19 protein-coding genes are annotated in these 24,778 nt (G+C 68.9%); 13 read left to right on the top strand and 6 right to left on the bottom strand.

Going from position 1 to position 24,778, the window contains the following annotated elements:
* The first annotated feature begins 54 nt into the window (after nt 1-54).
* Nucleotides 55-1,929 (top strand): hypothetical protein, encoded by a 1,875-nt coding sequence (locus KQH53_04860; GenBank protein MCB2225989.1) that lies wholly within the window; start codon nt 55-57, stop codon nt 1,927-1,929.
* Here the strand turns inward: KQH53_04860 and KQH53_04865 are convergent.
* Nucleotides 1,926-4,583: a YfhO family protein gene (locus tag KQH53_04865; GenBank protein MCB2225990.1), complete on the bottom strand. Its 2,658-nt coding sequence runs from the start codon at nt 4,581-4,583 to the stop codon at nt 1,926-1,928. The two genes, KQH53_04860 and KQH53_04865, sit on opposite strands and share 4 nt — an antisense overlap.
* Before the next feature lie 271 nt (nt 4,584-4,854).
* Between KQH53_04865 and KQH53_04870 the strand changes: the two genes are divergently transcribed.
* From KQH53_04870 to KQH53_04925, 12 genes are all read left to right on the top strand, one after another.
* Entirely contained in the window at nt 4,855-7,845 is a 2,991-nt protein-coding gene (locus KQH53_04870) for a glycosyltransferase family 39 protein (protein MCB2225991.1), read from the top strand.
* 55 nt (nt 7,846-7,900) lie between these two features.
* Nucleotides 7,901-9,487 carry an FAD-dependent oxidoreductase gene (locus tag KQH53_04875; protein MCB2225992.1) on the top strand — a complete coding sequence of 529 codons (1,587 nt, stop codon included), beginning with the start codon at nt 7,901-7,903 and terminating at the stop codon, nt 9,485-9,487.
* On the top strand, nt 9,484-10,215 hold the full coding sequence (locus KQH53_04880) for a methyltransferase domain-containing protein (protein ID MCB2225993.1): 732 nt from the start codon (nt 9,484-9,486) through the stop codon (nt 10,213-10,215). The genes KQH53_04875 and KQH53_04880 overlap by 4 nt, the downstream gene beginning before the upstream one ends.
* Nucleotides 10,212-11,378 carry a glycosyltransferase family 4 protein gene (locus KQH53_04885; protein ID MCB2225994.1) on the top strand — a complete coding sequence of 389 codons (1,167 nt, stop codon included), beginning with the start codon at nt 10,212-10,214 and terminating at the stop codon, nt 11,376-11,378. Before KQH53_04880 ends, KQH53_04885 begins: the two co-directional genes overlap by 4 nt.
* A complete protein-coding gene (locus KQH53_04890; protein ID MCB2225995.1) occupies nt 11,375-12,166 on the top strand; it encodes a class I SAM-dependent methyltransferase in 792 nt (263 codons plus the stop codon). Before KQH53_04885 ends, KQH53_04890 begins: the two co-directional genes overlap by 4 nt.
* Nucleotides 12,167-12,169: 3 nt before the next feature.
* A complete protein-coding gene (locus KQH53_04895) occupies nt 12,170-13,156 on the top strand; it encodes an NAD(P)-dependent oxidoreductase (protein MCB2225996.1) in 987 nt (328 codons plus the stop codon).
* 14 nt (nt 13,157-13,170) lie between these two features.
* Nucleotides 13,171-13,719: a metal-dependent hydrolase gene (locus tag KQH53_04900; GenBank protein MCB2225997.1), complete on the top strand. Its 549-nt coding sequence runs from the start codon at nt 13,171-13,173 to the stop codon at nt 13,717-13,719.
* Entirely contained in the window at nt 13,720-14,679 is a 960-nt protein-coding gene (locus KQH53_04905) for a glycosyltransferase family 2 protein (GenBank protein MCB2225998.1), read from the top strand.
* A gap of 37 nt (nt 14,680-14,716) precedes the next feature.
* Entirely contained in the window at nt 14,717-15,811 is a 1,095-nt protein-coding gene (locus KQH53_04910) for a glycosyltransferase family 4 protein (GenBank protein ID MCB2225999.1), read from the top strand.
* Nucleotides 15,812-15,873: 62 nt separating this feature from the next.
* Nucleotides 15,874-16,977, top strand: a complete 1,104-nt coding sequence (locus KQH53_04915; GenBank protein ID MCB2226000.1) for a glycosyltransferase — start codon at nt 15,874-15,876, stop codon at nt 16,975-16,977.
* 69 nt (nt 16,978-17,046) lie between these two features.
* Nucleotides 17,047-18,408 (top strand): Trk system potassium transporter TrkA, encoded by a 1,362-nt coding sequence (gene trkA, locus KQH53_04920; protein ID MCB2226001.1) that lies wholly within the window; start codon nt 17,047-17,049, stop codon nt 18,406-18,408.
* A 21-nt stretch (nt 18,409-18,429) separates the two neighbouring features.
* On the top strand, nt 18,430-19,881 hold the full coding sequence (locus KQH53_04925) for a TrkH family potassium uptake protein (protein MCB2226002.1): 1,452 nt from the start codon (nt 18,430-18,432) through the stop codon (nt 19,879-19,881).
* On the opposite strand, the gene KQH53_04930 is transcribed toward KQH53_04925, so the two are convergent.
* From KQH53_04930 to bioB, 5 genes are read right to left on the bottom strand one after another with little or no spacing between them, the layout of a single operon-like run.
* Nucleotides 19,878-20,402: a hypothetical protein gene (locus KQH53_04930; protein ID MCB2226003.1), complete on the bottom strand. Its 525-nt coding sequence runs from the start codon at nt 20,400-20,402 to the stop codon at nt 19,878-19,880. The genes KQH53_04925 and KQH53_04930 overlap by 4 nt on opposite strands.
* Nucleotides 20,371-21,132, bottom strand: a complete 762-nt coding sequence (gene bioD / locus KQH53_04935; protein ID MCB2226004.1) for a dethiobiotin synthase — start codon at nt 21,130-21,132, stop codon at nt 20,371-20,373. The genes KQH53_04930 and bioD overlap by 32 nt, the downstream gene beginning before the upstream one ends.
* A complete protein-coding gene (gene bioF, locus KQH53_04940) occupies nt 21,129-22,313 on the bottom strand; it encodes an 8-amino-7-oxononanoate synthase (GenBank protein MCB2226005.1) in 1,185 nt (394 codons plus the stop codon). The genes bioD and bioF overlap by 4 nt, the downstream gene beginning before the upstream one ends.
* Nucleotides 22,310-23,668: an adenosylmethionine--8-amino-7-oxononanoate transaminase gene (gene bioA / locus KQH53_04945; protein MCB2226006.1), complete on the bottom strand. Its 1,359-nt coding sequence runs from the start codon at nt 23,666-23,668 to the stop codon at nt 22,310-22,312. The genes bioF and bioA overlap by 4 nt, the downstream gene beginning before the upstream one ends.
* Nucleotides 23,665-24,681 (bottom strand): biotin synthase BioB, encoded by a 1,017-nt coding sequence (bioB, locus tag KQH53_04950; protein MCB2226007.1) that lies wholly within the window; start codon nt 24,679-24,681, stop codon nt 23,665-23,667. Before bioB ends, bioA begins: the two co-directional genes overlap by 4 nt.
* Nucleotides 24,682-24,778: the final 97 nt, after the last annotated feature.

The following is a 24,778-nucleotide window of genomic DNA, read 5'->3' on the forward strand; positions in this document are numbered from 1 at the left end:
GAGCCCCCGCGAAAATATAGTTCCTTAGTGAGTTTTCAAAAGCTTAGGAGCTGTGTGGTCTCATCTCGTCCACTCAAGACCTTCTGGCCCACGGCCGCCTTCCTCCTCGGCCTGGCGTGGTACCTGCGCCTGCCTTGGTTGCTCAAAGCCGACAAATTTTTGGACGCGGATCACTCGGTGTGGGGGCTCATGGCCCGTCACATCGCCCAGGGCCTAGCCTGGCCCTACTACATGTACGGCCAGGGCTACATGGGCAGCAGCGAGGCCATTTTCCTGGCCCCTCTCTTCGCCTGGTTCGGGGCCAGCCCCACGGTAATGGCCTGGGCCATGACCGGCCTGTCCCTGGTGATATTGCTTTTAGCCGCGCTCCTGGTCCGCCGTCTGGCAGGGCCAAGGATGGCCCTGGCCACCCTGGCCCTGGCCGCCTTGGCTCCGCCCTTTTTCATTCGCCTGGGGCTTTTGTCCTACGGCGGCTATCACGCGGTGCTCTTGTGGGGGGTCTTGCTCTGGCTGCTGTGGAGCCGGGTGTATCTGCCCCTGGACGACCCCCAACCGGGGCGCTGGGCCTGGCGCCTGTGGCTCATGGGCGCCCTGTGCGCGGTGGGCTGGTGGACCTGGACCTTCTTCTGGCTGCTGGTGTTCCCCCTGCTGGCCTGCCACGCGGCCTACCTGGCCGGACGCCTGGGCCGGGTGCGGGCCGGCCGCCCCTTTTGGGCTCCCGCCAGGGGATGGGATCTGGCCGGGGCCATCGCCCTCGGGTTGGGGCTGGTCTACCTGGCCTATGCCCTGGCCGTGATCAGCGCGGGGCGCGAGGTGAGTTGGCCTCTCCTGCCCGGAGTCAGCCTGCAAAACGACCCCCACCTGGCTCTGCGCCAGGATTTACCCATCGCCCTGGGCTTCATGGGCCTGGGGCTTTTGCTTTGGCTGGGGCCGCGCCTGCGGCGGGCCCGGCGGCGTCCGCCTGGCGGGGCCCGCCAACTCCGGCGCGAGCGCCTGGGCCGGGCGGGCCTGGTTCATCTGGGCGGGCTGCTGGCCTTCGGGAGCGGCTTGGTCCTCAAGCAGGGCGGCGACGTCTGGTACCGGCACAGCGATATGGCCGCCTGGGGCAGCTACGTGCCGCCCCTGCTGCCCGCCGGATCGGAGCGCCTCTGGGCCAACCTGAAGGTGGTGGCTGGCAGCATGGTGCCCGAGGCCTGGTCGCCCCACCCGCCCCTGGCCGCCGCGTGGCTGGCCTGGATGTTGTTCGGGGCCACTCTGGCCGCCGCCCTGGCCGCGTTGGGCTCGCGCCTTGTGGCCGCGCGCAAGCGGGGCCTGATCGCGGCCCTGGGCGAGGACTGGCTGGCCTTTGCCTGCGCGGTCTCCTATTTGGCCCTCCTGGCCGCTCTGATCTTCAGCACGGCCACGGTGGACCGCAACAATGTGCGCTATTTCTTCGAGAGCATCCTGTGGTGGCCGTTCTTGCTGGCCTGGGGGGTGCGCGCCCTGTATCGCCGGGCGCGCTGGGCCGGGTGGGTGGGCGGGAGCGCCTTGGCCGGGGTGTTGCTGGCCTCGGCCCTGGTGGTGTGTTTGCATCCAGCCTTTTGGCGCACCACCTCCTGGCGCGAGCCCTACGGGCCCCTGCTGCGCTATCTGCAACAAGAGAAGGTGACGCGGGGATGGGCCGACTATTGGGTGGGCAACCGGCTGACCTTCCTGACCCAGGAAAAGCTCATCTTCGCCATGGACCGGCGCTACGACACCTCTTTACAGCGCTACCATCCCTACTACTACGCGGTGAAGGACGCCGCGCGGCAGGCCTATTTGTTCCGTAAGGGCATTGACGACGCGGCCCTGGAGCGGGTGCGCCGCGACCTGAAGAACAAGCGCGAGCCTTTCACGGAAAAAGACCTGGGCGCCTACCGGGTGATCCTGGTGGAGAACCGGAGCTAGGCCCGCTTGGCCTTCCTGCGGCGGCGCAGCCACAGTCCGCCCCCGACCAGACCCAGCACCAGCAGCGGCGGCACGGCCAGGGAGGCCTTGACCAAAGGCTCGTCGTAGACCAGGGTCACCTGGTGCTCTCCGGCGGGCACGGCCACGGCCTGCAAGAAGCCGTAGGCCTGGCGGATGGGCGCGGCCTGGCCGTCCACTTGGGCCGACCAGCCGTGGTAGGCGCTCTGGCTGAGCACCAGCCAGCCGGGGCGCCGGGCCGAGACCTTGAGCCTGGCGTTCTGGCTGTCCCAGCTCTCCACCGCGACCCTGCCGCCGGGATCGGCTGTCTGACCCTGGGGAGCCCGCCAGCCGGGCGGGGCCTTGCGGAAGACCACCGTGCGCGAGGGGTCCGCCGACTTGAGCACGTGCAAATACTCCCAGATGGGCTCCACCACCGCCGCGCGGGACACGAACCAGGCCCGGCCCAGGTAGTCGCGGTTGACCAGCATCCCCCGGGGGCCGGGCTTCAGGTTGGGCCGGTCGTACTGGAAGCGGCCGTCGGCCTCCAGGCCATAGAGGCGGATCATGGCCTTGGGATGGGTGGAGCTCAGGATGATGGTGTCGCCCTTGGCCCCGGCCGGAGCAGTCAGCTCCAGGCTTTGCCCGTTGACCTCCTTGCCAAGGCGCAGGGGCCAGGCGGCGGTTATGCGACCCTGGTCGGCCAGGGCCACCCGGGCCACCTCCTCGCCTGGCCTGGCCTGGCCTGCCAAGGGGGCCTCGGCCACCAGGCGCAGCTTGGCCACCGGGCCGGGCTGGTCCAGGCGCACCGCCGACTGGCTGTAGCCGCAGAGGAACCACTGTTCGCAATGGGAATCGACCATGGGGCTGTCCGGGGCCACCAGCTTCACCGCCCAGAGGTTCAAAAAGCGCGGGTTGCTCTCCGAGCGCCGCCAGGTCTGCCAGAAGCCCAGGGGCAGGCGGCGGTCCATGTACCCGCCGGGCGGGTTGATGAAGTCGAGATGGGTCAGATAGATGGGGTACTGGTAGCCCATGGCGTCGGGGCCGCGCCCCGCCAGCACCCGGCCCCGCTCCGGCCCCCCGGCCAGGCGGGCCAGCTCGCGGTAGGCAGCCTCCTGGGCGGGTTTGGGCCGAGTGGGGTCGCTGCGGCGCACCGGGTCGCCGCCCACCATGACCGGGGTGTGGTAGAAGCCCAGGTCGAGGGCCACCAGGGCCACCAGCACCAGGGCCACCAGGCGGGGCGAGGCCTCCTGGGAGCGGCGCACCACCGCCCACCAGATAACCCCCAGATTGAACAGCAACCAGGTAAGCAGGCTGGCCAGGGGCAGGGTGTAGCGCCAAGGGTAGGGCAGCAGGCCGCTGCTCTCCACGGCCATGCTCAGCAAGAGCGTGCCGAAGATGATGGCGGCCATCACCGCCAGCACCCGGCGCAACGCGGCCAGCTCCGGGGGCCGCGCCTGGGTCATCAGCCAGCGCAGGCCGAAGCCGGCCAGCACCAGCAGGGCCAGGTGCAGCAGGAACATCCAGCGCACCGTTTCCCGGAACAGGCCGTAGCCGGGCAGAACGTCGACCAACACTTTGTGCAGGCCCAGGTTGTTGCCCATCATCAAGACGATGCCCAACAGGCCCAGGAGCTTGTAGAAGCCGGCCTCCCGGCCGCGCACCCACACCACGGCCATCATGGCCAGGGCCAGGGGGATGAGGCCCACGTAGGCGGTGTTCTCGGCGTGGCCTTGCAAAAGGCGCGGGGCCAGGAAATAGAACAGCACCCACCAGTCGCCCGAGCCCTGGGCGATGAAGTCGCGCCGCTGGGCCCCCACCAGGGCCCGGGTGTCGTGCGCCCCGATGGGGTCGCCCAGGGTCTGGGCCAGGTGCACCAGGTTGGGCAGGGCCCAGATCAGCGAGGCCCCGGCCATTAACAGGAAAGGCAGCGCTCCCCGGCGCCAGGCCGAGCGCCAGCCGTTGGTTTGCAGCTCGTCGATGGCTGCGTAGAGGCAGTAGATGCTGGCCCCCAGGCCCACATAGTAGAAGATCTGGGGGATGCCGCCCATGAAGCTCCAGCCCAGGAACAACCCGGCCCAGGCCGCGTTGATGAGGCTCTTGCCATGGCGGGCCCGGTGCAAAAACAACAGCACCAGGGGCGCCCAGCAGAAGGTCTGGATCATCATGGAGTGTTCGCTGTGGGCGGTTACGACGCCCATGCAGCCCATGACCACGCCCATGACCGTGGCCGCCGCCCGGCCCAGGCCGAGCTGGAGCCCCAGCATAAAGGCCCCGAAGGCGGCCAGGGAGCAGTAGGCGGTGAGCACCACCTGGAGGTAGTCCGAGCGCAGCAGGCCGCCTTCCAGGAAGAAGGTGTTGAGCAGCGACAGGGGGTTGAACAGGTCGAACAGATACTCCATGAAGGGCAGGCCGGTGGCCATGAGCGGGTCCCACAAGAGCAGCTTGCCCTCGGCCAGGCCCCGGTAGAAGTAGGCCCGTTGGGAAGTGAGCTCCAGGAAGTCGCGGCCCAGGAACAGGCGGTAGTCCAGCTCGGGATAGATGTATAGCCAGCGTTGCAGCCAAGGAAGGAGAATCACCAAGGCGGCCCCGGCCAGGGTCCACCACAGGGCGGCATTGGCCTGCACGGGGACGATGGGGCTGCGTTTTGGGGCCATGGGCAGATTTCTCCTTTGCGGACACCAGGAGGATCAATTCCCAGTTAAACCCTTAGGTGGGGGCTATGTCAATAATGCCAAGGCATTGATTGTGCGGTCTAAAACTCCTGCGGTCTCTTGTGGGGCAAGCGGGGCTGGGCTAAGATGGGCCCCTAGGCGGCGGCCCCCTCCGTGGCTGCCCCTTGGCGAAGGGCTTCCCTGGACGGGCCGCCTCTGCCAAGATAGGCTTTCAGACAGGGCCGATGGGGCCGGGCGCGGGAGGGAGGATCACTTGGCCATCTGGCGGCGGTGCAACGAGATCGGGCGGCGCGTCCCCTGGGCGGGGATGCTCCTGGGTCTGGTCATGCTGTTGGGCCTGGGCCTCCGGTTGTGGGGCCTCGACTGGCCCGGGGACATGCACCCCGACGAATGGACCAGCCGCATGGTGGCCGCCTTTGCGGGCGGCAGCCTCTACTACCCCCATCCCGTGATCTGGCACCAGGCCTTCTACCTGCTGGCCGGGTGGAGCTACGCGCCGGCCCAGTTCCTGGTGGGCAAGCTCTCCCTGCTCCTGGGGCCCTCCTACGCCGAGGTGGCGGTGATCCCCCACCTGCTCTGGGGCCGCCTGGTGGTGGCCCTGCTGGGCACTCTGAACATCTGGGCCCTATACCGCCTCATATTGGCCTGCAACCTGGGCCGCGCCGCCGCCCTGACCGGCGCGCTCTTGTTGGCCGTGAGCCCCCTGTTGGTGGTGCATAGCCATTACCTAACCGTGGACGCGCCCCTGGCCCTGGCGGTCACCCTGAGCCTGTGGGCCGGGGTGCGCCTCATTGCCGATCCCCGCTGGTGGCGCTACGCGGTGGCCGGGCTGGCCATGGGCCTCACCCTTACCACCAAGGCCAACGGCGGCCTGGTGCTGGCCAGCCTGGTCTTGGCCCACCTGCTGGTGGTGCTGCGCGACCGGCCCCCCAAGCTGCGCTGGCTCCTGGCCTGGCCGGCGGCCTTCGCCGGAGCCATGGCCGGGGGCATGATCCTGGGCTATCCCGGCTTCGTGCTGGGCCACGAGAACCCCATCCTCAAGTACGCCGAGCAGGTGCACAACTTCACCCGCCCCCACTTCGCGGAGAAGATAAGCCTGCTCAACAGCCCCATCGGCGACCGCCTCACCTGGTCGGCCCATACCTTTGGCGACGCCATCGGCTGGGAGCTGGTGGCCTTGTTCGCGGTGGGCCTGGCCATCGCCCTGTGGCAGCGGCGGCGCTCCCTGTGGGTGGTGGCCTCTTATCCGCTGTTCTACTACCTGGTGGTGCTGGTGTTCTCCCACCGCCTGGCCGAGCGCGACCTGACCTCCCTGGTGCCGCCCCTGATCTGCCTGGGCCTGTACACCCTGGCTTGGGGCTGGGGCCGCCTGCCCGGCGGATGGCGGCGGGCCCTGTGGGTGGGCGCGGCCATCGCCCTGGCCCTGATTCCCTTGGGGCACAGCATCTCCGGGGCCTATCTCTTCTGGCAGGAGGAGACCCGCATCTCGGCCCAGCACTGGCTCAAGGCCAACTTCGCGCCGGGCGACAAGCTCTACCTGGGCGGCTACGGTCCGCCCCAGACCCCGCCCCAAGCCGAGTTCCTGCACTCCCACGACCCGGAGGCCTACGCGGGCCCCAAAAACTACGTGTTGTTCTCCTCTAGCGCCGAGGACCGCCACTGGTTCCAGTGGGGGCATGTGCCGCGCAACGAAATGGGCCGCCTGATGCAGGGCATTGACCAGCGATTTTTACTGATCAAGGAGTTCGACCTGGGCTACGACCGCCCGGCGGACAAGCAGCCCGGCCGCTTCAAGTTCCCGGTGTTCGTGGACCCCCTGCTAAAGCTCTACGCCGCCCGGCCTAACCTGGCCCAAAAGGAGCGCCTGGGCCTGGAACGGCCTCCGGCCGATTCGGGCGCGGGCTATGCCGTGGTCTACACCAACCATCCGGCCTACAGCGCCCAGGGGGCAGACGCCCTGGTGCGGGGGCCGGGCAGGGCGGTGCGAGTGCTGCGCCCGCCGCGGGAGCTCATCGCCGCCGAGGTGGAGCTGATCAACTTGGGCCGGCAGGCGGTGGAGGTCAAGATGGTGCAGGGGCCGGGGCGCAGGCGGGTTCGCCTGGAGCCGGGCCAGACCTGGCGCTGGCAGGGCAGGCCGGTCAGCTGGCCTCTGCCCCTGAAGCGGGTCTATCCCTTCACCCTGTGGCTGGAGAGCCCGGGCGAAGTGTATATGCGGGTGCACGCCGACCCCCTCAAGCTGGGCCTCAGCTGCCTGGAGCGGGGGGAATGGGAACTGGCCGGGCGTCTGCTGACCCAGGCCCAGGCCCAGATGCCCGGCGCGGTACTGCCCCGGGCCCTGGCCGCGGCCGCCTTGCTGAACCAGGGCCTGACCTCTCAAGCCGCGCCCCTGCTGGCCGGGCAGGAGACGGCCCTGGAGCGGCTGGCCCGGCTGGTGCTGCGCGAGGATGATCCCCGGCAGCGGCCCGCCCGTTTGGCCGCCTGGGCCGGGCTCTACCCGGACCTGTTGGCCAAGTCCCTGACCCGGCGCTATGTGCCGGAACCATATTCTTTTAAGGCGGGCCTGGGCCTGAACCAAAAGCATCCGGCTTTCGATTTCGCGGCCCGGCCCGGGGACAAGAAAAGCCCACCCTCCTACCGCCTGGCGGTGCGCGAGCTGCTGCCCGCCTATGACCAGGTGGCGCGGGTGCGCCTGACCTGGGACCAGCTTCCCCTCATGGCCGAGGGGCCGCTGGGGGTCATCACGGCCCAGGCGAAGGGGCCGCTGGGGCAAAAGGGACCGCTGCTCAAGCGCGAGCTAAAACTGGCCGACCTGGCCGCCGGGCCGGGGAGCAAGGCCATCGCCCTGGAGCTGCCCGCCGCCGCGCCGGACGCCCGCTGGGAAATAAGCCTGACCCCCTTGGCCGGGTCGCCGCTCAGTCTGAAAGGGGTGGAGCTGACCACCTCGGCCCTGGACCAGGTGGCGGTTGCCGCCCGCTGGGCTTTCTGGGCCCAAGGAGAGCTGATGCGCCGCCAGGGACGCCCCGGCCCGGCCGCCTCTATCCTGGCTTGGCTGGGCCGCCTGGACCCGGCCTTCGCGCCGGGGCTGAGGAGCCAGGTGGAGGCCCTGGTGGCCAGCGGCCAGCCCAAGGCGGCCCGCGCCCGCCTGGAAGCGGCCCTGCCTTTGCTAAAAGCACAGCCCCAGGCCTCGGATTGGGCGGCCAAGCGCCTGCAAAAGCTGGAGGGCTCCGCCTCGGTCCCGCGTTGAGTCTCCTAAGCGGGGCGCATTGCCAACGCCCCGCCAACTCTATATAATCCGACCCATGCAACGCGCAATCGACAGCCTGGCCAGGGAGCGATTCGACCTGGTGGTGGTGGGCGGGGGCATCTACGGCGCGGCCGCGGCCTGGGAGGCCGCCCGCCGGGGCCTGAAGACCGCCCTGATCGAATCCGGCGACTTCGGGGCTCTGGCCAGCGCCAACAGCCTCAAGACTATTCACAGCGGGTTCCGCTACTTGCAGAACCTGGACCTGGCCCGGCTGCGGGTCTCCTCTGGCGAACTGACCAACCTGCTGGGCATGGCCCCTCACCTGGTGCAGGCGGTGCCCTGCCTGGTGCCCACCAAGGGTTTGGGCAAGCAGGGGCGCCCGGCCTTCGCTGTGGCGCTCACTCTGTACAACCACCTGATAAACAACCACAAACTGCGCGGTCGCCTCTTGGGCAAGCACGAGGCCCGCGCCCTGCTGGGGCCTTGCCCCCTGGAGGGCGTGACCGGCGCGGCGATGTGGTACGAGGGCGTGTCGGCCGACTCGGAGCGCCTCACCTTGGCCTATGTGCAATCGGCTGCGGCGGAGGGCGCGAGCGCGGCCAACTACGCGCGGGCCCTGGACCTGCTGCGCGAGGATGGCCACGTGACCGGGGTGCGGGTGCGCGACGAGCTGAGCGGGGCCGAGTTCGCGGTGCAAGGCTCGGTGGTGCTGCTCTGCGCCGGGGTCTTCAACGACGCCCTTCTGGGGCGCGAGGCTCCCCGGCCCGCCCTGGCCTCGGCCATCAATGTGGTGCTCAAGGACAGCCTGGGCTCGGCCCTCATGGGGGTGCGCTCGCCGCGCACGGCGGCGCAAGACCCGGTGTGCGGGGCGCATCGCTTCATGTTCATGGTGCCCTGGCAGGGGCGCACCATGCTGGGCACCGCCTACCGCCCCTGGCCGGAACAGGCCCGCCCGGCCGGGCCCAAGGCGGCGGAGCTGTTGGACCTCCTGGTGGAGTTCAACCAGGGCTGCCCGGGCCTGAACCTGGGGCCCGAGGACATAAGTTTCTATCACTGGGGCCTGGTGCCCCTGGCCGAGCCGGGCCGCGCGCCGGGCGGAGGCGGCTTGGCCACCAAGCGGCTCGTCGAGGAGGAGTCCGGCCTGGTGGCGGTGAGCGGAGCCAAGTACACAACCGCCCGCGCGGTGGCCGCCGAGGCGGTGAGCCGGGCCGCCGGCCAGATGGGCAAGGCCGCGCCCGAGCTGGCCGTGACCCCCTTGTGGGGCGGCGATCCCAACGGGGAGGCCCTGCCCGCCGATATGCCGCCCGCCACGGCCAAGCATTTGCGGGCCCGCTACGGCTCCCGCGCGGCCGAGGTGGCCGCTGTGGGCCAGGCCGACGCCGCGCTGCTGGAGCCATTGGCCGAGAGCCCCACGGTGCTGGGCTGCGAAGTGGCCTGGGCGGTGGAGCAGGAAATGGCCCTGAGCCTGGCCGATGTCAGTTTGCGCCGCACCATGCTGGGCAAGGTGCAGCGGCCCAGCGACGCGGCCCTGAGCGCGGCCGCCGGGATCATGGCCGCGCGCCTGGCTTGGGACGCGGCCCGGCAAGAGGCCGAGATCACCCGGGCCCTGGAGCCCTACGCGGTGCTGGAGGAGCTCAAGTGAGCGGGGCCATGCGCGAGGACGCCGATCAGGTCACGGCCACCCACGAATACGCCCAGCGCTTCGCCGGGCCGGTGGGGGCCTACTTTCTCACCGTGCAGGGCGCCCGCACCCTGGAGCTGGCCGCGCCCTGGCCGGGAGCGCGGGTGTTGGACGTTGGCGGCGGCCACGCCCAACTGGCCCCGCCGCTCATCGCGGCGGGCTATCAGGTCACCGTGGCGGGCAGCGACCCCAGCTGCGAGACCCTGCTCAAGGAGCGCCTGAAGCCGGGCTCTTATGAGTTCGTGGCTTGCGACCTCATGGACCTGCCTTTTGAGCCACGCTCCTTTGACCTGGTGCTCAGCTACCGGATGCTCACCCACGTGGCCGATCCTGCCGGTTTCGCGGCCCAGCTCTGCCGGGTGGCCGATCGCGCCGTGATCGTGGACTACCCGGCCAAGCGGAGCTTCAACATCCTGGGCGAGAGCCTGTTCAAGGCCAAGGAGTCCCTGGACGACAACGTCCACACCAGGCATTACGTGAGCTTCTGGGACCGCGAGGTGAGCGAGCTTTTCGCGGCCCGGGGCTTTGGCAAGCCCGTGCGGCGGCGGCAGCACTTCTGGCCCATGGCCCTGCACCGCAAGCTCAAGTCCTCCGGCTTCACCAGCGCGGCCGAGGGCGTGGCCCTGGGCATGGGCCTCACCGCTCTCCTGGGTTCGCCGGTGATCCTGCGCATGGAGCGGGCATCGTGAAGATTCTTCTGCTCGCGCCGCATCCCTTCTATCAGGAGCGGGGCACCCCTATCGCGGTGCGCCTGTTGGCCACCACCCTGGCGAGCCAAGGCCACGCGGTGGAGATGCTCTGCTACCACGAGGGCCGCGAGGTGGCGCTGCCCGGCGTGACCCTGCACCGCATCAGCCCGCCGGGTTGGGTGAAAAACGTGCCGCCCGGGCCGTCCTGGCAAAAGATCGTGTGCGATCTGTACATGTGGCCCGCCGCCCGGCGGCTGGCGGCCTCTGGCGGCTTCGACCTAGTGCACGCGGTGGAGGAGGCGGCCTTCATGGCCCTGCGCCTGCACAAGCTTTTCGGCCTGCCCTATGTCTATGACATGGACTCCTGCATGTCGGCCCAGATCGCGGACAAGTTCCCCGCGGCCAAGCCCCTGGCCGGGCTGCTGGCCCGCTTGGAGGGCGCGGCGGTACGGGGCAGCGCTGGGGTGGTGGCGGTGTGCCAATCCCTGGCCGACACCGCCCTGGCCCACGGCCCCAAGGCCCCGGTGTGCCGTTTGGAGGACGTGAGCCTCTTGGAGGAGCCCGGGGCCGAGCCGCCCGAGGAGCGCTTGACCTACCACGGCCCGGTGATCATGTACGTGGGCAACTTGGAGTCCTACCAGGGCATCGACCTCTTGCTGAAGGGCTTCGCCCTGGCCGCGCAAAAACACCCCCAAGCCCATCTGGCGGTGATCGGGGGCAGCGACAGCGCGGTGGCCGCTTACCAGGCCAAGGCCGAGGCCATGGGCATCGGAGCGCACGCCCATTTCCTGGGGCCGCGCCCGCCCGCCCAGCTGGGGCATTATCTCTACCAGGCCAACATCCTGGTGAGCCCGCGCATTCAGGGCGAGAACACACCCATGAAGATATATTCCTACCTCGACGCGGGGCGGCCCCTGGTGGCCACCCGTCTGCCCACCCACACCCAGGTGCTGGACGACGAGATCAGCCTGCTGGTGGACCCCACTCCCGGCGACATGGCCCGGGGCCTGGGCGAGCTCTTGGCCGACCCGGAGCGGGGCCGGGCCCTGGCCCGCGCGGCCAAGCAGCGTGTGGCAGCCGAGTACAGCCTGGCCGCCTACCGCAGGAAGCTCCTGGACTTCTACGCCCAGGTTGAGGCGGGCTGCTTGGGAGGGCGGGCATGAGCGCCAGCCGCGAGAACTGGGCCCTGAGCCTGTACCGGCGCTCGGTGCTCAAGCAGCAGAAGTTCGCGGCCATCCAGGGGCTCTTGGAGCCCACCCAAGGCAAGCGCTGCCTGGACATCGGCGCGGACAACGGGGTGATCAGCCTGCTGCTCCGCCAGGGCGGGGGCGATTGGGCCAGCGCGGACCTGGCGCCCGAGGCAGTGGAGTCCATCCGCTCCCTGGTGGGCGGCCGCGTGGAGCGCATCGACGGCGGGCCGCTGCCTTTCAAAGACGCCGAGTTCGACTGCGTGGTGGTGGTGGACTTTTTGGAGCACATCCCCGACGACCAGGGTTTTGCCGCAGAGTTGGGGCGCATCCTCAAGCCCGGCGGCCAGCTCATCGTCAACGTGCCCCGGGAGCCCCGCTGGTCTCTGGTCTGGCCCCTGCGCCACGCCATCGGGCTCACCGACCAGTGGCACGGCCATCTGCGCCCCGGCTACCGCCGCGACAGCCTTCCGGCCCTCTTGGCGCCCTGGTTCGAGCTGAGCCAGGCGCGCACCTATTGCAAAACTTTCTCCGAGCTGTTGGACACGGCGCTCAACTTCGGGTATGTGATCAAAAAAGGTTCGGCCCATGGCCAGGCCGCCACCGCCAAGGGGACGGTGGTGACCCAGGCTGATTGGCAACAGGGCGGCAAGGGTCTGGTGGACGTGGCCTACCCGATTATGAAGGCCTGGGTCTGGCTGGACAATTTGCTGCCCTTTTTTCGGGGATACCGATTGATCGTCTCCACGAGACGCAGAGGATAGAGCATGAAGATTTTGGTTACCGGCGGCACCGGTTTCACCGGCTCGGCCCTGGTCAAGCGGCTCATCGGCCTGGGGCACCAGGTGGTGGCCCTGGACTACAAGGAGGGCCTGATCCCCCAGAACCTGCGCGACGCCGGGGCCGAGGTGCACATCGGCTCGGTCACCGACGCGGCCCTGGTGGACCGCTGCACCCAGGGGGTGGAGATCGTGCACCACCTGGCCGCCGCCTTCCGCGAGCTAAACGTGCCCGAGAGCTACTACGATGAGGTGAACACCGGGGGCACCCAGAACGTATTCACCGCCGCCGCCAAGCACGGGGTGAAGAAGGTCGTCTACTGCTCCACCTGCGGGGTGCACGGCAACGTGGATCACCCGCCTGGCGGCGAGGACGCGCCCATCCAGCCGGCCGACTACTACCAGCAGACCAAGTACAACGGCGAGGTGGTGGCCCAAAAGTGGTTCGCCAAGGGCATGAAGACCACCATCCTCCGGCCCGCGGCCATCTACGGCCCCGGCGACCCGGAACGCTTCTACATGATCTACAGCCGGGTGGCCAAGGGCGTGTTCCCCATGTTCGGCTCGGGCAAGACGCTCTACCACCCCTTGTACATCGACAACCTGGTGGACGCCTTCCTCCTGGCCCAGGAGGAGGACAAGGGCCTGGGCGAGGCGTACCTCATCGCGGACGAGCACTTTTATCCCATCGAGGAGCTGGTCAAGCGGGTGGCTCAGGCCATGAACATGAAGGTGCGCATCCCCCACTACCCGGTGTGGCCCCTGGTGGCGGCCGGGCACGTGTTCGAGAAGCTCTACAAGCCCTTCAACGCCACCCCGCCCATCTTCCCCCGCCGGGTGGACTGGTACCGCCAGAACCGGGCCTTCAAGATCGACAAGGCCAAGGCCGAGCTGGGCTACGCCCCCAAGGTGGGCATCGACGAGGGCCTGAGCGCCACCTACCGCTGGTACCAGGAGATGGGCCTGCTCAAATGAGCGGGGCCTGAGCCATGCCCACGCCGATCGGCCATGCCCTGGCCGGGCTGGCCGCGGGCACCGCGGCCACCGGAGGCCGCACCCTGCTGGGGCCGGTCAAGGACGTGGTGTTCTTCTGCGGGGTGGGCGTGGTGGCGGACCTGGACTTTTTGCCCGGGCTCCTCAGCGGCAACGGCGCGGTCTGGCACCGGGGCATCAGCCACTCTATCGGCGCGGTGATCGCGGTGGGGCTGGTCGCCTGGCTCTGGGGCCGGGGGCGGGGTTTGGGCAAATGGCTGGCCGTGGGAGCCCTGGCCGCCTATGCCAGCCACGTGCTGCTCGACTTTCTCAACGTGGACACCAGGCCGCCCTTTGGGATACCCTTGCTGTGGCCCTTTTCCGGCGAGTATATGCTTTCCCACCATGCTATATTCCCGGATGTGAAGCGCGAGGGCTTCACCTGGGCCATCGTGCTCCACGACCTCAAGGCCGTGGGGTGGGAGACGCTGCTCTTGGGGCCCCTGGCCTTGGCCGCCTTGTGGTGGCGCCGGGCGCGCCGGACGCGGGAACAAGGAAGCATCTAAGTGGATTTATCAGTCGTCATACCGATCTATAACGAGAGCGCCAACCTGGAGGCCCTGCACCAGGAGGTCCACGCGGCCCTGATCCCCACCGGCCTGGACTACGAGGTCATCTTCGTGGACGACGGCTCCCGGGACGACAGCTTCGCCATCCTGGCCCGTTTGGCCGAGGGCGAGCCCCGCGACGTGGTGGTCAGGCTGCGCAAGAACTTCGGCCAGACCGCTGCCATGAGCGCGGGCTTCGACCACGCCACCGGCAAGATCGTGGTCACCATGGACGGCGACCTGCAAAACGACCCCCGCGACATCCCCAAGCTGATCGAAAAGATCACTGAGGGCTATGACCTCGTGGCCGGCTGGCGCCACGACCGCCAGGACAAATACCTCTCGCGCAAGCTGCCCTCCAAGCTGGCCAACGGACTGATCAGCAAGATCACCGGGGTCAAGCTGCACGACTACGGCTGCACCCTCAAGGCCTTCAAGGCCGAGGTGATCCAGAACGTGCGCCTCTACGGTGAGCTGCACCGCTTCATCCCGGCCATCGCCTCGCTCATGGGGGTGAACATCGCCGAGGTAAAGGTGAACCACCGCCCCCGCACGGCGGGCAAGAGCAAGTACGGCATCGGCCGCACCCCCCGGGTGCTCCTGGACCTGATCACCGTTAAGTTCCTGCTCTCTTATGCCACGCGGCCCATTCAGATCTTCGGCCTGTGGGGGCTCTTCGCCTTTGGGGCGGGCTTCCTTTTGGGCCTGTATTACACCTGCCTCAAGTTCTTCGCCGGGGTGCCGCTCTGGGGCAAGCCGGGCCTGTTTTTGGCCATCCTGCTGCTGTTCATCGGGGTGCAGCTCATCTGCATCGGCCTGCTGGGCGAGATGCAGGTGCGCACCTATTACGAGGCCCAGGCCAAGCCCATCTACGCGGTGCGCCAGGTGATAAACCACCCCAAGGACCGGCAGGACTGATCGCCGGGGGGAGCGCCCCCGGTCCGAGGACCGCGCCTTGAAACTCATCTACGACCTAAGGCTTTTGACCGGCCAGATGCACGGCATGGCCCGCTATGCCCTGGAGCTGCTCCAAGCCATGCTGGCCGAGGACCCCGACTTGCAGGTCGGGGCTCTGATCCGAAAGCCCGAGCACGCGGCCATGCTGCCCCCCGACAAGCGGGTGCTGGCCATGGCCTGCAAGCTGTCCCCCTACGGCATCAGCGCCCAGCTCAGCCTGCGCAAGCTCCTGGACGGCCTCAGGCCCGAGGTCTACCACTGCCCCTTCTATGCCCCGCCCGCCAAGTTTCAGGGGCCCATGGTCTTCACCATCCACGACCTGATCCATCTGCGCTTCCCCAAGGACCACGGCCTCAAGTACCGGCTTTTCTATTTGTGGGTGGTGGCCCCGGCGGCCAAGCGGGCCCAGTTCGTCTTCACCCCCAGCGAGCACAGCAAGCGTGACCTCATCGAGCTGATGGGGGTGCCCGAGGAAAAGATCGTCATCACCCCCAACGCGGCGGGCGAAGCCTTCCGGCCCGTTCAGGGCGCGGTGGAGGCCCCGGCTGGCCTGCCCGCCCGCTACATCCTGGGTGTGGGCAACCCCAAGCCCCACAAGAACCTGGGCGGCCTGGTGGCGGCGCATAAGCTGCTTAGCGAGCAAGCGCCCGCCGGAGTCGAGGTGCCGCCCCTGGTGATCGTGGGTGCCAAGGCGGGCGCGGCGGACTGGGCCAAGCCCAGCGAGCGCCTGGTGCTGCTGCCCTCTCTGGAAGACGCGGAGCTGGCCAGGGCCTATCAGGCGGCCTCAACGGTGGTCATGCCCTCGCTCTACGAAGGCTTCGGCCTCCCGGCCCTGGAGGCCATGGCCTGCGGCGTGCCGGTGGTGGCCGCGCGGCGGGCCTCCCTGCCCGAGGTCGTGGGCGACGCGGGCCTGCTGGTGGAGCCCGAGCCCGAGGCCCTGGCCAAGGGCATGGAAACGGTGCTGGCCGACCCCGCCCTGGCCGCGCGCCTCCGGGAAGCGGGCCCCCAGCAGGCGTCCCGCTTCTCCTGGCAAAAGACCGCGCTCACCACCCTGCGCATCTACCGCCGGGTGGCCAAGAGGTTCGGGGCGTGAGCCCGGCCGCGCCCGCCCTGGCCGGAGCCAAGGTGGTGCTGGTGCACGACTGGCTCACCGGGATGCGCGGCGGCGAAAAGGTCCTGGAGGCCATGTGCCGCCTGTTCCCGGACGCGCCGCTCTACACCCTGCTGCACATTCCCGGCTCGGTGAGCCCCATCATCGAGGACCGTCCCATCCACACCAGCTTTGTGCAGAAGATGCCCCTGGCCGCCAAGCGCTACCGGCACTATTTGCCCCTGTTCCCCCGGGCCATGGAGGGGCTGAGCATGCCCTCCTGCGACCTGGTGCTCTCCACCAGCCACTGCGTGGCCAAGGCGGCCAGCGCGCCCTCCGGGGCCTTGCACGTGAGCTACGTGCACACGCCCATGCGCTACATCTGGGACATGTATCCCGAGTACTTCGGCCCGGGCCGGGGCGGCGCGGCGCGCTACGTCATGCCGCTGCTCAGGCGCCGTATGCAGCGCTGGGACGTGGCCACCTGCCAGCGGGTGGATCACTTCATCGCCAACAGCCGCCACGTGGCCCGGCGCATCCGGCGCAACTACGGCCGGGGCGCGGTGGTCATTCCTCCGCCGGTGGAGGCCGAACGCTTCGCCCCGGCGGCCAAACCCGAGGGTTACTACCTGGTGGTCAGCGCCCTGGTGCCCTACAAGCGGGTGGAGCTGGCCGTGGAGGCCTGCACCAGGGCCAACAAGCGGCTCAAGGTGGTGGGGCGAGGACCGGAGGAGGCCCGCCTCAAGGCCATGGCCGGGCCCACGGTGGAGTTCCTGGGCTGGGTGGGCGACGAGCATTTGGCCGGGCTCTACGCCCGGGCCAAGGCCTTCCTCTTCCCCGGGGAGGAGGACTTCGGCATCACCCCCCTGGAGTCCATGGCCTCGGGCCGCCCGGTGATCGCCTTCGCCCGGGGCGGGGCCCTGGAAACGGTGGTGGGGCCCGGCGATCCCGCCGGCCGCGCGCCCACGGGCCTGTTTTTCCATCACCAGCACGCCGGGGCCCTCTTGGCCGCCATGCAGGAGCTGGAGGCCATGCTGGAGCGCTTCGATCCCCAGGCCCTGGCCGACCACGCGGCGAGCTTTGACACCGCCCATTTCATGGAGCGTTTGGCCGCCCATCTGGACGCCCTGGCTCGGGGCCAAGGCGTTGCCAGCCACGCGGGGCAATGATAGAGTTTAGGCGTCGGGCCGCTGTGATAGGCGGCCCGGAGTTGTTTGGCTAAACGCCCGGAGGGGTCCGTGCAGATTCTGATCATCGGCGCAGGCGAGGTAGGCTTCCACACCGCGCTCCGGCTGTCCCACGAGGGGCACCGGGTGGTGGTGGTGGACCGTCAGCCCGAGCGGGTGCGCCAGATTTCCGAGCAGATGGACGTGCAGACCCTGGTGGGCACCGGCTCCAGCCCGGCGGTGCTCCGCGCGGCGGGGGTGGATCAGTGCGACCTGGTGCTGGTGGTCACCAACAGCGACGAGGTGAACCTGACCGCCTGCCGTTTCGCCCGTCTGCTGGCCCCGGCCGCCACCCTAATCGCCCGCATCCGGTCGGCCGATTATCTGGCCTTCTTCGAGGAAGTGGGCACGGCCAGCCTGGACGTGGACACGGTGATCAACCCCGAGCGCGAGGTGGCCAACCAGATTCTCGAATTCCTGGCAGTGCCCGCGGCCAGCAGCGTCACCGACTTCGCGGGCGGCAAGGTGAAGATGCTGGGGCTCAAGATCCCGCCCACCTGCCCCCACGTGGGCCGCCCCCTGCACGAGCTGCGCATTGCCGGCGGCCCGCGCTATCTGGTGGTGGCCATTGAGCGCGGCGGCCAGGTGATCATCCCCGGCGGCGGCGACGTGATCCTGTCCGAAGACCTGGCCTACGTGGTCACCCGGCGGGAGAACACCGACCAGGTGGTGGCCCACTTCGGCCTGTCCAACCAGCCAGTGCGGAACCTGGTGGTGGTGGGCGGCGGGGCCATCGGCCGCTTGGTGGCCGCCGGGGCGCGCGAGATGGGCATCAAGATGCGCATCATCGAAAAGAGCGCCGAGCGCTGCGAGGCCCTGGTGGACGAGCTGGAGGACGTGACCATCTTGAACGGCGACGGCACCGACCTCTCGCTCTTGGAGGAAGAGAACGTGGGCGCGGCCGACGTGTTCGCGTCGGTCACCGACGACGAGGAAAACAACGTGCTCATCGCCCTGCTGGGCCGCAAGATGGGCGCGCGCCGTACCATCGCCCGGGTGGCCCACCTTGGCTACGTGCCCCTGGTCAGCTCCCTGGGCCTGGATTTGGTGGTGAGCCCCCGCTTCGCGGCGGTGGGCGCCATCCTGCGCCACCTGCGGGCGGGCAAGGTGTTGGCCGTGGCTCCGCTCAAGGACGAGGACACCGAGGTCATCGAGGTGGAGGCCCAGGACACTTCGGCCCTGGTGAACAAGCCGCTCTCCGAGGTCAAGCTGCCCCAGGGCTCGCTGGTGGCGGCGGTTATCCGGGATGGCGAGGTGGAGATCGCCACCGGCGACACGGTGGTGCGTCCCGGCAATCAGTTAGTCATCTTCGTAACCCGCCAGGTGCTGAAAAAGGTCGAGAAGCTTTTGACCGTGCGCCTGGAGTTCTTCTAGGCCGCGCGAGGGGGTTGGCCCGTGGGTTTTGCCTACGTCCTGTCCTTGACCGGGGTGCTGTGCGTGGGCACGGGGCTGTTCATGCTCATGCCCATGGGCATTGCTCTGCTCTATGGCGAGCCAGGCTGGCGCGCCTTTGCCATCGGCACCGGGCTTAGCCTGCTGTTGGGCACGGTGCTCTTCTTCCTGTTCCGCGACAAAAAGACCCGCGAGCTCAACCACCGTCAGGGCATGGCCATCGTGGGCATTTCCTGGCTGGTGGCCGGGCTGTTGGGCGGCATACCCTTCGCACTGTCCGGCGACTTCAGCGGCTTCACCGACGGCGTTTTCGAGTCCATAAGCGGCTTCACCACCACCGGGGCCAGCATCCTCACCAACGTGGAGGCCAGCCAGAAATGCGTGCTCTTCTGGCGGGCCCTCACCCACTGGCTGGGCGGCATGGGCTTCATCGTGCTCTCGGTGGCCATCCTGCCCTTCGTGGGGGTGGGCGGCATGCAGCTGTTCAAGGCCGAGGTGCCCAGCCCCACCCCGGACCGCCTGGCCCCGCGCATCACCGACACGGCCAGCGTGCTCTGGAAGGTCTACGCCGCGCTCACCGCCGCGGAGGTGGTGCTCTTAATGTTCGGGGGCATGGACTGGTTCGACGCGGTGTGCCAGGCCTTCGCCACCATGGCCACGGGAGGCTTCTCCACCAAGAACGCCTCCATCGCGGGCTTCCACAGCGACTACATCGACGTGGTGGTGACGGTCTTCATGCTCCTGGCGGGCATGAACTTCACCCTGCATTTCCAGATGTTCTGGCAGCGCCGCTGGAGCGCCTTCTGGCGCAACGAGGAATGGCGCTTCTACATGTACCTCTGGGCGGCGGCCACCCTGGTGGCGGTGTTGGCCCTGGACTGGGAGGCGGGCGACGGCCTGTGGGAGGCCATTCGCCTCTCGGCTTTCCAGGCGGCCACCATCCTCACCACCACCGGCTTCGCCACCACCGACTACTCCCTGTGGCAGCCCGTGGCCATCGGGGTGCTGGTGGTGTTGATGTTCGTGGGCGGCTCGGCGGGCAGCACCGGCGGCGGGCCCAAGGTCATGCGCATCATGGTGGTGTTCAAGCAGGTCTCGGCCGAGCTCAAGCGCCTGGTGCATCCCCGGGTGGTGGCCCCGGTGCGTTTGGAACATCACACCGTGGACCGCTCCATCGTGGCCTCGGTGTGGGGCTTCATGGGCGCCTACGTGGCCTGCTTCATCGTGGTGGGCCTGATCCTCAGCGTCATGGAGCTGGACCTGGTCACCTCATTCACCGCTTCCATCGCCTGCCTGGGCAACATCGGCCCGGGCTTGGGCTCGGTAGGCCCGGCGGACAACTACGCCCACCTCCCCGCGGCCGCCAAATGGCTTTTGAGCTTGGCCATGATTGTCGGGAGGCTCGAGGTCTATACCGTTCTCGTCTTGTTCCTACCCGAGTTCTGGAGGGACTAGGCCCCCAGGCTGCGCCGCACCAGGCGAAAGGCTTCCTTGCGGATCAGGCCGCTGAAGGGCCCGATCAGGCTCCAATAAAAGCGGAAGTAGCGGCGGGCGCGGGAGTCCAGGCACAGCACCCTGGTTTCGGTGCTCAAAAGGCATTTGCCGTTGTCCATGGGCTCGGCCAAGAAGTTCATGGCCATCTTGGCATAACCGGGGCGGTCGAAATCCACGAACTCGTCAGGGCTCACCCGGAGCAATTCGGCAGTGGGCAGCCAGAAGCGCCCCACCATTCCCACCACCAGCTCCCGGCCCGGTTCCTCGTCCAAGACCGTAAACCCAGGTTTTTGCGGATCAGTCGGAATGAGCTTGATCTTGGCCTGGCCCAGGCCGCGCAGCAGGACCAGCCAGCGGACCAGGGGCGAGCGGCTCCAGTCCAGGTCCAGGAGCAGGGAATAAACCCTCTCCGGCGGGGCTGGCAAAAAAGTCTGGTAGCGGGCGTGTACGTCAAAAGCGGGCAGGAATTTGTCCAACAGCATGGTGTTGCCTGGCCATTTCCACCAGCGGTGTGAGCTCCAGATGCTCGCGCACCGCCTGGTTCAGGGACACGCCGTCGATGGATTCGCGCGGGCCCAGATATGGCAGGGTGCCCAGGAAGGGGACGCCGCTGTACTCCACGATCAAGGCGTGGTTCTGATTCACCGAAGGGTCGTGCGGATCGGCAGGCTGGGTGCTACTGAAAATGAAGCCTATCACGTGCAGGCCCTCGCGGGCCAGGGCCTGGATGGTGAGCAGGCTGTGGTTGATGGTGCCCAGGCCGGGCCGGGCGGCCAGCACCACCGGCAACCCCAGCTCCACGGCCAGGTCAAGGAAGGTGGCTCCCGCCGCGATGGGCACCAGCAGGCCGCCCACCCCTTCGATCACCCCGAACTCCTGGCCGGCCAGAAACTCGCGGCACACGGCGGCCGAGGCTTCCAGCGACAGTTCCACCTCTTCCTCGCGGGCGGCGGCCAGGGGCGAAAGCGGCGCGCGCAAGCACACCGGGTTCAGGCTGTGCAGCGGTTCCCTTAGCCCCACCAGGCGGTGCAGCAAGAACACGTCCGGGCTCACCGGCAGGCCCTCGGGCCCGGGGGTGCACTCGCTGGCCAGGGGCTTGAAGTATCCCGCCGCAATGCCCGCCTGCCGCAGCCCCGCCACCAGGGCGGCCGAGACCATGGTCTTGCCCGCGTCGGTGTCCGTGCCGATTACCACCACCCCGCGCCCGCTCAAATCCCCACCTCCTTGGCCGCCTCGGCAAAGGCGTACGCGGCCATCCGCATGTCCTCGGGTTCGTGGGCCGCGGTCACCGTAAGGCGGATGCGGCTGGAGCCGGGAGGCACCGTGGGGGGGCGCACCGCCGGGGCGTATATGCCCCGCGCGGTGAGGGCGTGGCCCATGGCCACGGTCTTGGCGGGCTCGCCCACCAGCACCGGCACGATGGGCCCTTCCTGGCTGAGCACCGTGTGCCCGGCCTGGGTCAGCTCGGTCCGCAGCAGAGCCGAGAGCTCCCTGAGCTTGTCGCGCCGCCAGGGCTCGGCGTCCACCAGTTCCAGCCCGGCCCGGGCCACGGCCACCTGGCTGGGCGGCGGCGCGGTGGAGTAGATGAAGGGGCGGCTGTAATTGACCAGGGCGTCGATCACCGCGCGATCCCCGGCCACGTAGCCTCCCAGCCCGCCCAGGGCCTTGCTGAAGGTGCCCACCATGACCACCTCGGGGCTGGGCTCCAGACCCAAATGCTCCAGGCTGCCCCGGCCGGTGTCGCCGTAGACCCCGGTGGCGTGGGCGTCGTCGATGATCAGCAGCGCGCCCGCCTGGCGGGCCGCCTCGCGCAGCTCCCGGAGCGGGGCCACGTCACCGTCCATGGAAAACACCCCGTCGGTGACCAGCAGCTTGAGACCGTGGCCATCGCCGCCGGCCAGCAGCTCGGCCGCCGCGCCCGCGTCGCTGTGCGGGTAGATGCGCACCTCGCCGCGCGACAAACGGCAGGCGTCGATGAGGCTGGCGTGGTTCAGCCGGTCGCTGACGATGAGGTCGCCCTCCCGCGCCAGGCCGCAGATCACCCCCAGGTTGGTGGTGTAGCCGGTGGGGAAGAACAGGGCGGCCTCGGCGTGCTTGAAGGCGGCGATGGTCTTTTCCAGCTCCAGATGGCTGTCCAGGGTGCCGGAGATGAGGCGGCTGGCCCCGGAGCCGGTGCCGCAGGACCCGGCGGCCTCCACCGCCGCCTGGGCCAAACGCGGGTGCCCGGCCAGGCCCAGGTAGTCGTTACTGGCCATGAGCAAACAGCGCCGCCCCTGGACCACCACCCAGCGGCCGCAGGAGGGGCCCATGGACACCAGGCCCCGCGCCAGGCCCGAGGCCTGGTTTTGCGCGGCCCGCGAGGCCAGGGCCTCCATGGCGGGGTAGGGGCTCATGCGGCCGCCCCGGTGGCCTCGGCAATGCCCTTGCCCGTGGCCTCCAGCAGGAGGTCGATCTCTTCCAGGCTGCTGGCCAGGGTCGGCATGAGGATCACCGTGTCGCCCAGGGGCCGGATGATCACCCCGTGTTGGCGCGCGGCCATGATGGCCCGGTGGCCCATGCGCGCCTCGGGCGGGTAGGGCGTGTCGGTGGCTTTGTCCTGGCTCAGCTCGATGCCCACCATCATGCCCTGCTGACGCACCTGGACCACATGCTCCTGGGCGGCGATCCCGGCCAGGCCCTCGCTCAGGCGGGCAATCAGGGGGGCGGTGTTCTCCACGACGTTGTTGGCGCGCATCAGCTCCAGGTTGGCCAGGGCCGCCGCGCTGGTGAGGGGGTTGCCGGTGTAGGTGTGGCCGTGGAAAAAGGTCTTGAATTCGTCGAACTCGCCCAGGAAGCCGCCGTACACCTGGTCCGTGGCCATGGTGGCGGCCAGGGGCAACACCCCGCCGGTGATGCCCTTGCCCAGGCACATCAGGTCGGGCTCCACCCCTTCCAGCTCGCAGGCGAAGAGCTTGCCCGTGCGGCCGAAGCCGGTGGCCACCTCGTCGGCGATGAACAACACGTCGTGGGCCTGGCATATCTCCCACAGCCGCCGGAGGTAGCCCTCGGGCTGGATGATCATCCCGGCGGCGCCCTGCACCCGGGGCTCCACGATCAGGGCCCCGATCTCATCCGCCTTTTCGGCCAGCATGGTCTCCAGGGCCTCGGCGCAGGCCAGGCCGCACTCCGGATGCTTCAAGCCCAGGGGGCAGCGGCGACAGAAGGGCTGGGGCAAGCGGTGCACCGGGAAGAGCAGGGGACCGTAGACCTGGTGGAACAGGTCGATGCCGCCTACGCTCACCGCGCCGATGGTGTCGCCGTGGTAGGCCTCGCCCAGGGCCACGAAGCTTTTCTTTTCAGGCCTGCCGCTCTGCTGCCAATACTGGAAGGCGATCTTGAGCGCGATCTCCACCGCCGTGGAGCCGCTCTCGGAGTAAAAGGCCTTGTTCAAATCGCCGGGGCATATCTTGGCCAGCTCGGCGGCCAGGCGGGCGGCCGGGGGATGGCTCAGGCCTAGCAGGGTGGAGTGGTCCAGAAGGTCCAGCTGGTCGCGGATGGCCTGGTTGATGGCCGGCACCTTGTGGCCGTGCACCGTGACCCACAGGGAGCTCACCCCGTCGTAGTAACGGTTGCCGTCAATGTCGATGAGCCAGTTGCCCTCGCCGCGCTCTATGACCAGGGGCGGCTCGCCGGGCCAGAGCTGCATCTGGGTGAAGGGGTGCCAGAGGTGCTCGATGTCCTGCTTGAGAATGTCGTTTGTCTTGCTCATGATGCCTCTCTCACCAGCTTGTCGGAGGGCCTGAGGCCCAGGGCGGCCAGGTCGGCCAGGTCCTCGGAGGGCTGGCGGCCCTCGGTGGTCAGGTAATTGCCTACCATGGTGGCTCCGGCCCCGGCCAGATACATCAGCGGGGCCAGGTTGCCCAGGACCTGCTGGCGGCCGCCGCAGGTGCGGATGGTGGCCTGGGAGTTGAACAGCTTGAACACCGCCACCGCGGCCAGGGCCTGGGTGGGGCTCAGGGGTTCGACGTGGGACAAGGGGGTGCCGGGGATGGGGTTGAGGAAGTTGAGCGGCACGCTCTCGGGCCTCAGCTCGGCCACGGCCTGGGCCAGCTCCACCCGCTCGGCCGGGCTCTCGCCCAGGCCCACGATGCCTCCCACGCAGACCTCCAGGCCCGCGTCCTGGGCCGTGCGCACCGTGTCCACCCGGTCCTGATAGGCGTGGGTGGTGCAGATGCGCGCGAAGTGGGTCGGGCCCGCTTCCAGGTTGTGGTGGTAGCGCACCAGGCCCGCCGCGCGCAGGCGCTGGGCCTGCTCGGGCTCCAGGAGCCCCAGGCTGGCGCAGGGCGCGATGATCCCCTCGTTGGTGAGCACCTCGATGGCCCGGCAGATCTCGTCCAGGGCCTCGCCCTCGGGGCAGCCCCGGCCGCTGGTCACGATGCCGAAGCGCTGGGCCCCGGCCTCGGCCGCCGCGCGGCCCCGGCGTACCATCTCTTCAGCGCTCAGCAGGGGGTACACCTCGGCCTTGCCGGGATAGTGGGCGCTCTGGGCGCAAAAGGAGCAGTTCTCCGAACAGCGGCCCGAGCGGGCGTTGACGATGGCGCAGAACTCCACCATGTCGCCCTCGGCCGTGGCCCGCAAGGAGCTGGCCGCGGCCATAAGCGCGCTCAGCTCACTCAGGCTCTGGGGCTCGATCCAACCGGCGGCTTGGGAGGGGTCGGGCAGGCGGCCATGACGGGCGTCGTCGGCGGCCTGATTCACTTGGCTTGCAAAGCTGTCGCTCATGATTGTCAACCTCGTGTAAATCAGGTTGACAATCTATCAGCCAGGCGGGATGGGCGCAAGCGGTGAGTGGCTGTTTTGGGGCGGAAAAAGCGGGGCC

The sequence above is a fragment of the Desulfarculaceae bacterium genome, assembly GCA_020444545.1.
Taxonomy (GTDB): Bacteria; Desulfobacterota; Desulfarculia; order Desulfarculales; family Desulfarculaceae; genus Desulfoferula.

Bases quoted from the DNA above. Each gene is read 5' to 3' on its own strand.
- bioF (MCB2226005.1), bottom strand. From the start codon at position 22,313: ATGAGCCCCTACCCCGCCATGGAGGCCCTGGCCTCGCGGGCCGCGCAA.
- bioB (MCB2226007.1), bottom strand. From the start codon at position 24,681: ATGAGCGACAGCTTTGCAAGCCAAGTGAATCAGGCCGCCGACGACGCC.
- KQH53_04915 (MCB2226000.1), top strand. From the start codon at position 15,874: ATGCGCGGCGGCGAAAAGGTCCTGGAGGCCATGTGCCGCCTGTTCCCG.
- KQH53_04875 (MCB2225992.1), top strand. From the start codon at position 7,901: ATGCAACGCGCAATCGACAGCCTGGCCAGGGAGCGATTCGACCTGGTG.
- KQH53_04895 (MCB2225996.1), top strand. From the start codon at position 12,170: ATGAAGATTTTGGTTACCGGCGGCACCGGTTTCACCGGCTCGGCCCTG.
- bioA (MCB2226006.1), bottom strand. From the start codon at position 23,668: ATGAGCAAGACAAACGACATTCTCAAGCAGGACATCGAGCACCTCTGG.
- KQH53_04930 (MCB2226003.1), bottom strand. From the start codon at position 20,402: ATGCTGTTGGACAAATTCCTGCCCGCTTTTGACGTACACGCCCGCTAC.
- KQH53_04865 (MCB2225990.1), bottom strand. From the start codon at position 4,583: ATGGCCCCAAAACGCAGCCCCATCGTCCCCGTGCAGGCCAATGCCGCC.
- KQH53_04900 (MCB2225997.1), top strand. From the start codon at position 13,171: ATGCCCACGCCGATCGGCCATGCCCTGGCCGGGCTGGCCGCGGGCACC.
- KQH53_04890 (MCB2225995.1), top strand. From the start codon at position 11,375: ATGAGCGCCAGCCGCGAGAACTGGGCCCTGAGCCTGTACCGGCGCTCG.